The following is a 12,984-nucleotide window of genomic DNA, read 5'->3' on the forward strand; positions in this document are numbered from 1 at the left end:
ATGGACAAGCAGGAGAATCCGGAGGAACCGAAGCCGGACCATGAAAGAACGGATGAAGCGCCGCCTGCGTGGGGAACTGCCCGGGAGGACTTCACCTCGAGGCCCCGGAGCACTGAAGGTCAACAGCCGCCCTGGCAGGTGCCCCGGCCGGCCCTTCGGCCCGAGCTCCTGGGCCAGCCGGATATGTCCGTGCCCCCGGGCGCCCCGGCTCCGGGCGGTCCTGCCCAGCCGGTCCCCCCCGTTGGTCCCTCCAGCCGTGAAAGTGCGCGGCGACAGGCGTCAGCTCCCGGCCGGAAGAAACGCTTGCAGCGGCGCACGGTGGTGGTCGCGCTTGGCGTGACGGCGCTGCTGGCCGGCACCATCACCGCGATGGTGGCCAGCAACGAGGAAGACGCCGACTACGCCCAAGTCTGCTTCGACGATGGCACCGGCGAGCGCGTTGATGACTCCCAATGCAACAACAGCAGCACCGAGGGACGCGGCTCCGGCGTCTACGCCTGGTACTTCTACTCCCGCGGTGCAAACGTACCGGCGCTGGGACAGAACCGGGCCAGCTACCCCAGCTACACCAGGACCGTCCCGGCAGGAGCGAAGGCCTCGACGGGGTACAGCTCCAAGGGCGGCACCGTGAGCCGGGGTGGCTTCGGATCCAGCTCCAAGGGCGGAAGCACGGGAGGTTAGGCATGAAACGACTTAATTCGGAGCCCAGGCCGGACTGGAAGCAGCGGATAGAAGAGCAGGGCCTGGTCTTCTCCACCACGGCCCGGCCGGACGGCAGCACCGTCGAGTACTGGCTCGAAGGCGCCTACTACGAGTTCACCATGGACGAGGTGGAGGCGCTCGAAGAGACCGCGGAGGAAATGCACCTGATGTCCCTGGAAGCGGCAAAGTTCCTCGCGAGCGGCGCCATGGGGACGATCGGAATCGGGCAGCAGGCACTGGAGCTCGCCGCTGAATCGCTGCAGGCCGGTGACACGGATGTCTACGGACGCTTCGACTTTATCTACGACGGCCAGGGCGGCCCGGCCAAGATGCTGGAGTACAACGCGGACACCCCCACGGGGCTCATTGAGGCCTCGGTGGCGCAGTGGTTCTGGCTGCAGGATGTCTTCCCCGGGAAGGACCAGTGGAACGGCATCCACGAAGCCCTGATCCGGCAATGGAAGAAACTGCAGTACAGGACCGGTATGAGCACCCTCCATATTGCCCATTCCGAAGCGGAGCAATCCGGCGAGGACTGGATGACGGCTGCGTACATGCGGGACGTCGCAGGCCAGGGCGGCTGGACAACCATCGGAATCAACATGTCCGACGTCGGCTGGGACCCGAACCTCAACCGCTTCGTGGACCTGGACAACTTCATCATCAGCACCATGTTCAAGCTTTATCCCTGGGAGCTGATGATGAAGGAGCCGTTCGGCCACCGCCTGCTCCAGCGTGCCCACAACCCGCGCTGGGTGGAGCCCGCCTGGAAAATGCTCCTCTCCAACAAGGCACTGCTCGCAGCCCTGTGGCACCTCTACCCGGACCACCCCAACCTGCTGCCGGCCTATCTGGACAGTCCCGGCCCGCTCACCGAGTGGGTGGCCAAGCCGCTGCACGGCCGCGAAGGGGACAACATCAAGATCCACGCCGCCGGCATCAACCTCGAACAGCCCGGCGGCTACGGCCGCGAAGGCTGGTGCTACCAGCAGTTCCACGCCCTGCCGGATTTCGATGGCAACCATCCGGTGCTGGGGCTCTGGGTGGTCGACGGCGAATCCGTCGGCTGCGGCATCCGCGAATCCGATGGCCCGATCACCGACTACTTCTGCCGCTTTGTGCCAAACACCATTGACTCCCTGGCCCCGCTCCCCCCTCCCTCGACCGTCCACTCCAGCAAGGCAGGCATCACACTATGAGCACCAGGACGACGACGGCCGGCGGCCCCGGCGGGCAGCCTGCCATCCCTGCCAAAGGGCTACGCGCCGGAGTCCTGGATCTCGGCGACTCGGTGATGCTGGGCCTAGCGTCCACCGCCCCGGTCTACTCGCTCGCGGCCACCCTGGGCCTGATCGTGGCCGTGAACGGAAACTACACGCCCCTGATCCTGCTCCTGGGCTTCGTGCCGGTGCTTTTCATCGCCTATGCTTTCCGCGAGCTGAACAGCGCGATGCCGGACTGCGGGACCACCTTCATCTGGGCCCGCCGTGCCTTCGGCCCCTGGGCCGGCTGGCTGGGCGGCTGGGGGGTGGCGCTGGCCGGCGTCGTGGTGCTGGCCAACCTGGCCCAGGTCGCCGGGCAGTACCTGTGGCTGCTGGTCGGGGACGGCTCGCTGGCCGGGAACAGAGTCGTGGTGACTGCTACGGGGGTGCTGTTCATTGCTTTTATGACCGTGGTGAACTACCGGGGCATCCGTCTCGGTGAGCATGTCCAGCGGGTCCTGACCTACGTGCAATACGTCTCGCTGGGGATCTTCGCCGTCGCGATTGTTGTCCAGATTGTCGGCGGGACACCTGCCGGGGCCATCAACGGCCAGGCTTTCGACTTTGAGTGGTTCAATCCGGTGGGCGCCTTCGCCGATCCGGGCGCCGTCGTCCACGGTGTGCTGCTGGCGCTCTTCATCTACTGGGGCTGGGACACCTGCCTCGCCGTGAACGAAGAGACAGAGAACCCGGCCACCACACCGGGCCGGGGCGCCGTCATCTCCGCGTTTGTGCTGGTGGCGATCTACGTTTCCGTGGCCCTCCTGGTGATGATGTACGCCACCGTCGGCACGGAAGGGATCGGCCTGGGCAACGACGCCAACAAGGGCGACATCTTCCTGGCCATGAAGGACGTAGTTCTCGGGCCCTGGGGCTGGCTGATCGTCGTCGCGGTCCTGGCCTCGGTACTCTCCTCCACGCAGACCACCATCCTCCCCACGGCCCGCGGCACCCTGTCGATGGGCGTGCACGGGGCGCTGCCCGCGAAGTTCGGCGCGGTCCACCCGCGCCACCAGACCCCCGGGTTCTCCACCCAGGTGATGGGCGCCGCCGCCATCGGCTACTACGTGCTGATGAGCCTTGTCAGCGAGAACCTGCTCTCCGACTCGATCAGCTCCATCAGCCTGTTCATCGCCTTCTACTATGCAATGACCGGGTTCGCCTGCGTCTGGTACTTCCGCGGGACCCTGCGCAGCTCGCCCCGCAACCTCTGGTTCCGCGGGATCCTGCCGTTCCTGGGCGCACTGGCACTGGCGGCTGCCTTCTGCATCTCCGCGGTGCAGATGTGGGATCCGGGCTACGGCGACACAACCATCCTGGGCGTCGGCGGGACCTTCGTCAGCGGCGTTGTGCTGCTTGCGTTCGGCGCAGTGCTGGCCGCAGTGTGCCGCTTCGCCCCCTCCACCCGGGGCTACTTCGTCGAGCGGAAGCCTGCCGGCGCCGCGGTGTAGCACGCCGAACCTGGCGGACCCGCCATGCCGCTGGAGGGTTACGACAGGCCCGGCTCATGCCGAGAAGCCGCCGTCCGCCTTGACCAGCTGGCCGGACACCCAGCGGCCTGCCGGGGAGAGCAGGAACGCCACGGTCCCGGCCACGTCCGAGGGTGTGCCGAGCCGGCCGCCGGGCTGGCGCCGGGCCAGGTCTTCGCGCAGCTGCCGGTCCATCCAGCCCGTGTCCACCGGGCCGGGGTTGAGCGCGTTGGCGCTGATCCCCAGCGGGCCCAGCTCCCGGGCCGCCGCAAAAACGATCCGGTCAAGCGCACCCTTGGACGCACCATAGGGCACGTTGAAGGCGGTGTGGTCGCTCGTGAGGGCCACAATCGCGCCGCCCTCCGCCGGTGCCTGCCGGGCGAAGGCCGCGATCAGCTGCCAGCTGGCGCGGGTGTTGACGGCGAAGTGCCGTTCGAAGCTTCCCAGCGACGTGTCCAGGATGCCGGAGTCCACGGATTCGGTGTGGCTGAGCACGAGGGCCTGCAGGGTCCCGGCCTTCTCCGCCGCCGCGGCCATCAACCGGTCCACGGCCGTAGGGTTCTCGAAATCTGCCGGCAGAGCCACGACGGCGGCACCGGTGGCCTGGAGTTCCAAGGTGAGGCGTTCGACGTCGTCCGGCTGGACGCCCCAGGGCATCCGGGCGTCGTAGTCCTGCCAGTACGTCAGCACGAGGTCCCAGCCGTCGGCCGCGAGCCGCCGCGCGATCCCGGCGCCGATTCCCGCCAGCCGGCCCACGCCGGTCACGAGTGCCGTCTTGTGCTGGGCCGACTTGCGCTGGGCCGGGGGCTGGGCCGGAGACACCGGGGGCTCCGGGGGCTGGGAAGAAGGAAGGCTCAAGCTGACCAGCCCACCGGGGGTGTGCCCGCGGCAGGTGCCCGGATGCCGGCCGGTTCAGCGCCAGGGCGGACCCAGCGCCCACGGAGGTCAGCCGCCGGCAACGGAAGAGCCCGGCGCAGGACCACCAGCCAGCACACCATGATGGCCAGGGCGCAGAAGACCCCGGCGCTCGACGCCATGATCCAAAGCCCGGGAGACTGGATATCGAGGTTCTCCGCGCCCAGGGCTTCGCCGATAGTCTTCGGCGAGAAGAGGAACACCAGCGTGGAGACGCCCAGCACCCCGCCCATGAGCCAGCGGGTTCCGCGGGAGCGAAGCGGGGTTTCGCGCAAAGTCCAGGCGAATGCCGGAAGGACCGCCGCCATCCAGACCCAGTGATGGGACCACGAAACCGGGCTGATCAGCAGCATGGTGAGGGCCGTCGTCGAGATGGCCACGACGCGGGAGCCCTGGAGACTGGCCGTCCTGATGGTCACGGCTGCCGTCCCCACCACCAGCAGGCTCAGCAGCAGCCATGGAACCGTGACCGAGGTTTCCGGAACGCCGAAGTGCAGCAGCGCACCCTTGAGGGACAGGTTGTCGACGTAGCCGGCGCCGCCTATCCGGGAGGTGTCGGGCAGGATTTCGAGCCAGAACTGCAGGGATTCGGCCGGACGCAGCAGCCAGCCGATCAGCACGGTGGAGGCAAAGCCCATACCCATGTTCAGCAGGCCGCGCCAGTCCTTGCGCACCAGGAAATAGAGTCCGAACACCAGCGGCGTCAGCTTAATACCGGCCGCGACGCCCACCAGGAACCCGCTGCCGGGGATTCCCTTGCTCCAGCGCGGATTCCGCACCAGGAGGTCCGCCGCCATCAGGCCCATGAGCAGGATGTTGATCTGGCCAAAAGCCAGGGTTTCGCGCCACGGTCCCAGGTTAAGGACGGCCAAAGCCAGGACGGCGGCGGCCCAGCGGCTGGCCGGGGAGCGGAAGGTACTGCGCCAGTCCGTCTTTGCGTTCCAGTAGCGGACCGTGCGGCCCGCCACCCAGACTGCGACGACGACGCCTGCGCTGTTGAACAGTGTGAGCGCGGTGTGCTGGGGCAGCCTTGCGAAGAGGCCGAAGATCATCGCAGCGAAGGGCGGGTAGGTGAATGGCAGGCCGGGCCCGCCGGCCCAGGCGACGGACGGCCCGTAGAGGTCCGACGGCGCCGCCCCGGCGTCATTGAGGATCTTGCCGCCGTACCAATAGACACTGAAGTCAAGACCCTGCGCGGCCCAGCCCGCGAGCCAGGTCCAGACCAGGAACGCCGCGGCCCCCACCGCAAGGGCTGTGGAAAGCCGCAGCAGCCAGTATCCGGCGATCCGCCGTCTGACCGCGGGGACTAAGGACCGCCCGGGCCGGGTATAGTACCCGGACTCCGTAGTCGCGGCGGGTTTGTCTACGGCGTCGAGCAGTGGCATGTGTATCCCCCAATATTGACTGCTGGTTCGAGGTTGGCCGCCTGGTCCGGGTCCACCTTGGCCACCGGGGCCAATGGGTCCAACTGGTCCACCGGGTCTCTAGGTGCCCATCGGCGCCCGGGCCCATCGGCACCAGGACCCCAGGGCTCTGGGCGCCATCCTCGAAGCCCATCCTACAGAAGCACCAGGCCGGAACCGGTTCCCTCTTGCCTGAGTCGTTCCGGCGGTAGCCGCGGATGACGGCGGCGGTGGCCCCGAAGACACAGCCGGGCCTGCGGCGTTACGAAAGGAAAAGCGGTGGCGCTACGCTCCCGGGCGCAGTCCTGCACGGGTCGGCCGGTAGGCCAGGGCCCAGTAAACCAGCATGGCGATGCCGCACACCACGCCCAGGCTTGCCACGATGAGCTGCCACTGCGTCTGCGGGTCCTTGCCCCACTCGTCCGCCCCGGCCATGACCGCGAGGTACTTCGGCGTCAGGTAGAACGAGGCCGCGCTGAACGCCACGATGACCCAGCCGGCCAGCCGCATTTTCCCGTCCCGGGACGGCACCCGGTGAATGGCGAAGCCCAGCGACGGCAGCGCCACAGCCATCCACACCCAATGGTGGGACCAGGACACGGGACTGATCAGAAGCATCAGCAGGGCGGTGGCGGATACGGCGACGAAGTTCTCGCCGGCGTCCACCGCCCACTTGATCACGAGCGCAGCCACAGCAATGAGGGCCAGGGAGATCACCAGCCACAGCACGGACGCCAGGCCGGAGTCGGGCATGCCCAGGTGCAGCAGGAGGCCCTTAACAGAGAGGTTGTCCACATAGGCCGGGCCGCCGATCCGCCCGGTGTCCGGCAATATCCTGGTCCAGAATGTCAGCGAGGCCGTCGGCAGCAGGGCCCACGCCAGGGCGATGGAGCCGCAGAAGCCTGCGGCCATCCAGCCGAGGGCCTTGAAGTCGCGGCGGACCAGGAAATACAGTCCGAAGGCGAGCGGGGTGAGCTTGATGCCGGCCGCGATTCCGATCAGGAGCCCCGCGGGCCAGCGGAGCCGCCCCGCCCGCACCTTCGTGTAGAGCGCGAAGTCGGCCAGGATCAGGCCCATCAGGATGATGTTGATCTGGCCGAAATCAAAGGTATCCCGCCAGGGTCCCAGCAGCAGGATCGCGGCGGTTCCGGTGAGGGCCGCGGAGCGGAAGCGCCAGTCCGCGAAGGCGTTCCGCCAGGTGCCCAGCCGGAAGTAGTGCCGCACCAGCCAGGCGGACACGATCGCAGCGCCCAGCAGCGCCGTCGTAATAAACACCAGGCCGGCGGCGCCCTGCCCCATGGTTGCGAGCGCGGCGAACAGCAACGCGGCGAACGGCGGGTAGGTGAAGGGGAGGCCGTCGCGCGGCGCATACAGTTCGTTGACGCCGCTCTCGCCGGTGGTAAGCACCCGGCTGCCGCCGTAGAAGTAGACCTCGAAGTCGTTCAGCAGCGGGATGTAAGCGGTGTACAGCACCACCAGGGCGGCGACGACGGCGAGCGCGCCGGCCGCCGTCGCAAGCCAGCCGCGGGCGGTGGAGGTGATGGCCGTGGTGGTGGTTGTCACGGGTGCTTAGCTGCCTGACTCGCCGGTGGCAGATTCAATCTGCGAGAACGCGTGCTCGAGGTCAGCGATGAGGTCCTCGACGTCCTCGATGCCGCAGGAGAGCCGGATCAGGTTGACCGGTACGGCCAGTTCGGTGCCCTTGACCGAGGCGTGCGTCATTTCCGAGGGGTAATTCATCAGGGATTCGATCCCGCCGAGGGACTCCGCGAGGGTAAACACGGAGGTCGATTCGGCCACCTTGCGTGCCGCCGCCTCGCCGCCCTTGAACTGTACCGAGATCATCCCGCCGAACTTCTTCATCTGCTTTTTGGCCAGCTCGTGGCCCGGGTGCGAGGGCAGCCCCGGGTACAGCACGGCTTCGACCTCGGGGCGCTGCAGCAGCCACTCGGCCACGGCCTGGGCGTTGCCGCTGTGCCGGTCCATCCGGACACCCAGGGTCTTGAGTCCGCGGGTGGTCAGGAACGCGTCCATCGGTCCGGACACCGCGCCGACAGCGAACTGGACGAAGCCGATCTTCTCGGCCAGGCCTGCATCGTTGACGATGATGGCGCCGCCGACGACGTCGGAGTGCCCGCCGATGTACTTGGTGGTGGAGTGCACCACGACGTCGGCCCCAAGGGCCAGCGGGTTCTGCAGGTACGGCGAGGCGAAGGTGTTGTCCACCACCAGGAGGGCTCCGGCGTCGTGCGCCAGCTTTGCGAGGGCCTCGATGTCGGTGATTTTCATCATGGGGTTCGACGGCGTCTCCACCCACACAAGCCGGGTCTTGCCGGCGCCTGATCCGCCGGCGCCCCCGCCCGCGCCGCCGGCCGCGACGGCCGCCGCGACGGCGTCAAGATTGGACATGTCCACCGGGGTATTGCCTATGCCCCACTCCCCCAGGACCCGGCTGATCAGCCGGTAGGTGCCGCCGTACGCGTCGTTGCCGAGCACAATGTGGTCGCCCGGACGGGTCAGGGCCCGGATCATCGAGTCCTCGGCGGCGAGCCCGGAGCTGAAGGAGAACGCGGCGGAGCCGCCCTCCAGCGCCGCAAGCTGTTCCTGCAGCGAGTCACGGGTGGGGTTGGTGCCGCGGCCGTATTCGTAGCCGGCGCGCAGCACGCCGATCGCTTCCTGGGCGTAGGTGGTAGAGAAGTGCACGGGCGGCACCACGGCGCCGGTGCGCGGTTCGAAGGCCTGGCCGGCATGCACGGCACGGGTGTTGAAGCCGGCAGTTTTCGAGGTAGGGCTTTCTGGCAAAGACATGTGCGGTCCTTTCGTCCGGCGGCCGGAACATGCCGCAGCGGCATGCCCGTGGCCGGGTCAGTTGCTGAGGTAGGCGAGCAGGTCGTGGCGGGTCAGGATCCCCACCGGGGCGCCGACGAACGTCACCATCAGGGTGTCGGTGTCGGAGAGGAGTTCGCGGGCCGTCGAGATCGATTCGAGCGAGCCGATCACGGGCAGCCGGGCCTCCATATGTTCGGAGATCTTGTCCGTGAGCTGCGCCTCGCCGCGGAAGAGCTTGGCGGTCAGGGTGCGTTCGTCGACGGCGCCCAGCACCTCGCCCATCACCACGGGGGGCTCCTGGGACAGCACGGGGATATGCGAGACGCCGTACTCGTTCATGATGGTGATGACGTCGCGGACGCTCTCGTTGGGATGGATATGCACGAGGTCCGGCAGTTCGCCGGTCTTGGCCTTAAGCACCTCGCCCACAGAGGCGTCGTCACCGCTGGCGAGGAAGCCGTACGAGCGCATCCACTGGTCGTTGAAGATCTTCGCCAGGTAGCCGCGGCCGGAGTCCGGCAGGATGACCACGACGACGGCGTCTTCCGGGAGGTCTTTGGCGACATGCAGTGCGGCCACGACGGCCATGCCGGAGGAGCCGCCCACCAGCAGACCCTCTTCGCGGGCCAGCCGGCGGGTCATCTCGAAGGACTCGGCGTCGGTGACGGCGATGACGGAGTCCGGGACGGACTTGTCGTAGTTGGCGGGCCACATGTCCTCGCCGACGCCTTCGACGAAGTACGGCCGGCCGGTGCCGCCTGAGTAGACCGAGCCTGCCGGGTCGGCGCCGATGATCCTGACCACGCCGCCGTCGGCCACTGGACGCCCCGCGGAAACTTCCTTGAGGTACCGTCCGGTGCCGGTGATGGTGCCGCCGGTGCCTGCGCTGATCACGCAGTGGGTGATGCGGCCGTCGGTGTCGCGCCAGATCTCCGGGCCGGTGGATTCGTAGTGGCTGGCCGGGGCGGCGGGGTTGGAGAACTGGTCCGGCTTGTACGCACCGGGGATCTCCGCGACCAGCCGGTCGGAGACGCCGTAGTAGCTCTGCGGGCTGTCCGGGGCGACGGCGGTGGGGGTCACCACCACCTCGGCGCCGTAAGCCCGGAGCACGGACCGTTTGTCCTCGCCGACTTTGTCCGGCACCACGAAGATACAGCGGTAGCCCTTCTGCTGGGCCACGAGGGCCAGCCCGACGCCGGTGTTGCCGGAGGTGGGTTCGACGATGGTTCCGCCGGGCAGGAGTCTGCCGCTGCGTTCGGCCTCCTCGATCATCTTCACCGCGATGCGGTCCTTGATGGAACCGCCGGGGTTCAGGTATTCGAGCTTCACCAGGACCGTGGCCCCGATGCCGTCGGTGACGTGGTTAAGTTTGACGAGCGGCGTATTGCCGATGAGGTCCAGAACGGACTGGGCGTACTTCATACGTACAAAGTTACCGTCTCCGCCCGCCAGCGGCCGCCGGGGGCCGCCGCGGCGCCGGAACGGGGGCGCTCAAGCCCCGATGTCGTTCCTGCCCGCCGCCCCCTCGCCCGCCGCCGCGCTCTGCTTGCCCGCCGGGCCGTCCGCCGGGGTCGCGTTCTGCCAGAGGCCAAGGACGTTGCCTTCCGGGTCCCTGAAGTAGGCCGCGAAGCCCATGTCCATCACGGCCTGCTTGGCCTGGACAGTGCTCCCGCCGAGGGTTCCTATTTTATCCAGTGCCTCGTCGATGTCCTCCACATCCACTACGACGACGGGTGATCTCAGCTCGCCTTCCCTGACGAACATTCCGCCGTTGATCGAGCCTGCCTCTGCCGGCATGCCGGTCTCGTCGGTGGGTGTGGTCATCATCATGGCGTAATTTATCTCCGGCATGGGACTGACTTCCCAGCCGAACGCTTCGCTGTAGAACTTCCCCGCGCGGGTTTTCGTCGTCGGCGGGGATCTCGAAATGTACTACTCCTGGGGCCACTGCGCTCACCTGATGTTCCAAAAGATCGGCCTGCAAGGCAGGGCGCGGGCGGTCCGCGCCACAGCCGGAGTCTACTCCCGGCGGCGCGGCAGTTTAAGGGCCCTGCGGCCCATGTTGGTGCCTGCCGATACGGGCCGCGTCAGGCCTTCGTGGAATCATGGTCTGATGACCATTGCAGACGTCCCCGCCGGCTTGGCCGCGGCTGCGGACACCTCGCTGCGCTGGCACCCCGGCGGTCCCTTCGATTTGTCCCGGACGGTCGGCACACTCCTGCGGGGGAACGGGGATCCGTCCATCCGCACCGCGCCGGACGGCCTCTGGCTGGCGTTCACCACACCGTCGGGTCCGGCCACGCTCCGGCTGACCACGGCCGGTCCGCCCGCAGACCCTGCCGTGGACGTGCAGGCCTGGGGTCCGGGCTCCGCCGACGCCGCCGATTCCGTGCCGCGGCTGCTGGGCTCCGACGATGACTGGTCCGGCTTTGACGCACCCGCGTTCCACGCCACGCTCCCCCGGATGGTCGTTGCGGCCCGACGCCGGAACCCCGCTGTGCGGCTGCCCGCCACCGGCCGCATAATCGACTCGCTGGTGCCCGCCATCCTGGAGCAGAAGGTCACTATCATTGAGGCCCGGCGCGGCTACCGCTACCTGGTGTGCCGCTTCGGGAGGCCCGCCCCGGGTGCCGGCACCATCGCCCCCGCCAATCTGCTGGTCCAGCCCACCCCCGAGCAGTGGCTGCGCATCCCGTCCTGGGAATGGCACCAGGCCGGCGTGGGGCCCCAGCGCTCCGCGACCGTCATGCGCGCGCTGCGCTCCGCCGTCGCGCTGGAACGGCTCGCCTCGCTCCCGGCCGCGGAGGCCTCCGCGAAGCTGCAGACCATTCCCGGCATCGGTGCGTGGACCGCGGCCGAGGTGGTGCAGCGCACGCACGGCTGCCCGGACTCGGTCTCGGTGGGCGACTACCATCTGGCGGCGTATGTGGGTGCGGCGCTGACCGGCCACCGGACCGACGACGCCGGAATGCTGCGCCTGCTCGCCCCGTGGGCCGGGCACCGGCAGCGCGTGGTCCGGATGATCGGCCTCAGCGGCTTCCGCAAACCGACCTTCGGCCCCTGCATGACCATCCAGGACCACCGCACCCACTAGCACCTCCCGCCCCCTCTGAAGCAACGCGGGGTCACCTACGGCCCATCCGGAGCCACATTATGGGCGCGATGTGACCCCGCGTTGGATTAGTGGGTTCAGGCGCGACCGGGCCGGACCCTCTTGATCCGGGCGATGACGCCTTCGAAGCCGTCGGCCAGGTCATCGGCGTTGGCTTTGAAATACGCCCACCCTGCCCTGCGGAACGTCTCGTCCCGGCGGATATCCCGGGACTGCTGTTGCAGCGTGAGGTGGGGGGCGCCGTCGTACTGGATAGCGATCCGGAACTTCCGGTAGCCCATGTCCGCAGCCGGCGAGCGCGTGTCATCGGGATCGAGCCGCATTTGCAGCTCCGGCTCGGGCAGGCGTGCCTCCAGCAGCGCCAGTCGCAGGAATGTCTCCGGAAAGGAGTCGGCGCCCACCCGCATCTCGTCCAGGGCAAGCCTGGCCTTCTCGACACCCTTCATGTTGGGATGCTGGCGGATGAGCAGCCGCAGCCCCTCCTTGTAGGCGTGGGGCTCGGATCTTTGCTCAAGCCCCGGCCGGGGAATGCGGATGATCTGGTCGCCCAGGGCGATGAGGTAGTTGAGCGGCAGCACTGCGGCCAGGTCCAGCCATGTCCGGGGCGGCGCGGTCACCGGGACGCCGTCGACGTCGGTCAGCTCGCCGGGGATGCACCGCACGCGGTGGCCGGTGACCCCGGCCCGGCGGACCCTGGGCAGTTCATGCGGCTTGCTGAGGTGGATGCTGTGACAGTCACCCAGCCACGGCGGGAGACCCAGCCGGGTCAGGACGGCGGCGGTGTCGTGGGATACCCAGGCGCCGGGTGTGGCGGCGGTCAGGACGCGGGCACGTTCGGTGATCTCCAGGCGCCGGCCGGCGGGCAGATAGATGAGGCGGCCGCCGTCGGACAGGTCAAGAGCCCGCAGACGCTTGGGCGGGACCCCCAGCGCGCGGGACTCGTAGACGGTGAACGGCGACTGGACGAGGCTTTCGGGGCGAGGCTCAATGCGGACCATGCGCACCATTGTGACCGCAGATCAGCCTCGGCGCAGAAGTTATCCACAGGCCCGCCGGTATCACCACAACGCGGGGTCACTTAGCGCCCATGCGGGAGCCTTTTATGGGCGATAAGTGACCCCGCGTTGCAGTTGGAGGCCGGAGCTAGTGTAGCGTGTCGGTGATTTTTTTGGGTCTGATTTTTTGTCAGACTTGACGCATGGTTTATTTGGCAAAGGCACTTCACCTGCGTGACGGGGATCGTGAGGCCTTGGAGGCGCTGACCCGCGGAAAATCGTCCACGGCGACCCTGG

At 68.1% G+C, this 12,984-nt stretch carries 11 protein-coding genes and 1 pseudogene; 4 read left to right on the forward strand and 8 right to left on the reverse strand.

The annotated features are described in order from the left end of the window. The 3 genes from RCH07_RS12490 to RCH07_RS12500 are packed head-to-tail and all read left to right on the forward strand — an operon-like array spanning position 1 to position 3,415. On the forward strand, positions 1 to 681 hold the full coding sequence (locus RCH07_RS12490; RefSeq protein WP_326967795.1) for a Tat pathway signal protein: 681 nt from the start codon (positions 1 to 3) through the stop codon (positions 679 to 681). Positions 682 to 683: 2 nt separating this feature from the next. After that, entirely contained in the window at positions 684 to 1,901 is a 1,218-nt protein-coding gene (locus RCH07_RS12495) for a glutathionylspermidine synthase family protein (protein ID WP_326967796.1), read from the forward strand. Then, the gene (locus RCH07_RS12500; protein WP_326967797.1) at positions 1,898 to 3,415 is read left to right on the forward strand and encodes an APC family permease; all 1,518 of its coding nucleotides are present in this window, start codon (positions 1,898 to 1,900) and stop codon (positions 3,413 to 3,415) included. The genes RCH07_RS12495 and RCH07_RS12500 overlap by 4 nt, the downstream gene beginning before the upstream one ends. Positions 3,416 to 3,469: 54 nt before the next feature. Here the strand turns inward: RCH07_RS12500 and RCH07_RS12505 are convergent, their stop codons facing one another. The 7 genes and pseudogenes from RCH07_RS12505 to RCH07_RS19310 form a co-directional block, all read right to left on the reverse strand. After that, the gene (locus tag RCH07_RS12505; protein WP_326967798.1) at positions 3,470 to 4,255 is read right to left on the reverse strand and encodes an SDR family oxidoreductase; all 786 of its coding nucleotides are present in this window, start codon (positions 4,253 to 4,255) and stop codon (positions 3,470 to 3,472) included. Between the two features lie 32 nt (positions 4,256 to 4,287). After that, positions 4,288 to 5,733 (reverse strand): glycosyltransferase 87 family protein, encoded by a 1,446-nt coding sequence (locus RCH07_RS12510; RefSeq protein WP_326967799.1) that lies wholly within the window; start codon positions 5,731 to 5,733, stop codon positions 4,288 to 4,290. A gap of 303 nt (positions 5,734 to 6,036) precedes the next feature. Further along, positions 6,037 to 7,314 (reverse strand): glycosyltransferase 87 family protein, encoded by a 1,278-nt coding sequence (locus RCH07_RS12515; RefSeq protein ID WP_326967800.1) that lies wholly within the window; start codon positions 7,312 to 7,314, stop codon positions 6,037 to 6,039. 6 nt (positions 7,315 to 7,320) lie between these two features. Then, a complete protein-coding gene (locus RCH07_RS12520; protein ID WP_326967801.1) occupies positions 7,321 to 8,559 on the reverse strand; it encodes a cystathionine gamma-synthase in 1,239 nt (412 codons plus the stop codon). A gap of 57 nt (positions 8,560 to 8,616) precedes the next feature. Further along, complete coding sequence (locus RCH07_RS12525; protein WP_326967802.1) at positions 8,617 to 10,002, reverse strand: cystathionine beta-synthase; 1,386 nt, start codon at positions 10,000 to 10,002, stop codon at positions 8,617 to 8,619. A 69-nt stretch (positions 10,003 to 10,071) separates the two neighbouring features. Next, positions 10,072 to 10,431 carry a VOC family protein gene (locus tag RCH07_RS12530; protein ID WP_326967803.1) on the reverse strand — a complete coding sequence of 120 codons (360 nt, stop codon included), beginning with the start codon at positions 10,429 to 10,431 and terminating at the stop codon, positions 10,072 to 10,074. A 3-nt stretch (positions 10,432 to 10,434) separates the two neighbouring features. Beyond that, positions 10,435 to 10,509, reverse strand: a pseudogene (locus RCH07_RS19310) (hypothetical protein); the annotation flags it as partial. A 184-nt stretch (positions 10,510 to 10,693) separates the two neighbouring features. Between RCH07_RS19310 and RCH07_RS12535 the strand changes: the two are divergent. Then, a complete protein-coding gene (locus tag RCH07_RS12535) occupies positions 10,694 to 11,674 on the forward strand; it encodes a DNA-3-methyladenine glycosylase family protein (protein WP_326967804.1) in 981 nt (326 codons plus the stop codon). 95 nt (positions 11,675 to 11,769) lie between these two features. Here RCH07_RS12535 and RCH07_RS12540 read toward each other — a convergent pair whose 3' ends face one another. Then, positions 11,770 to 12,690 carry a hypothetical protein gene (locus tag RCH07_RS12540; protein WP_326967805.1) on the reverse strand — a complete coding sequence of 307 codons (921 nt, stop codon included), beginning with the start codon at positions 12,688 to 12,690 and terminating at the stop codon, positions 11,770 to 11,772. Positions 12,691 to 12,984 lie beyond the last annotated feature (294 nt).

The sequence above is a fragment of the Arthrobacter sp. CG_A4 genome (genome assembly GCF_035985125.1).
Classification (GTDB): Bacteria; Actinomycetota; Actinomycetes; order Actinomycetales; family Micrococcaceae; genus Arthrobacter.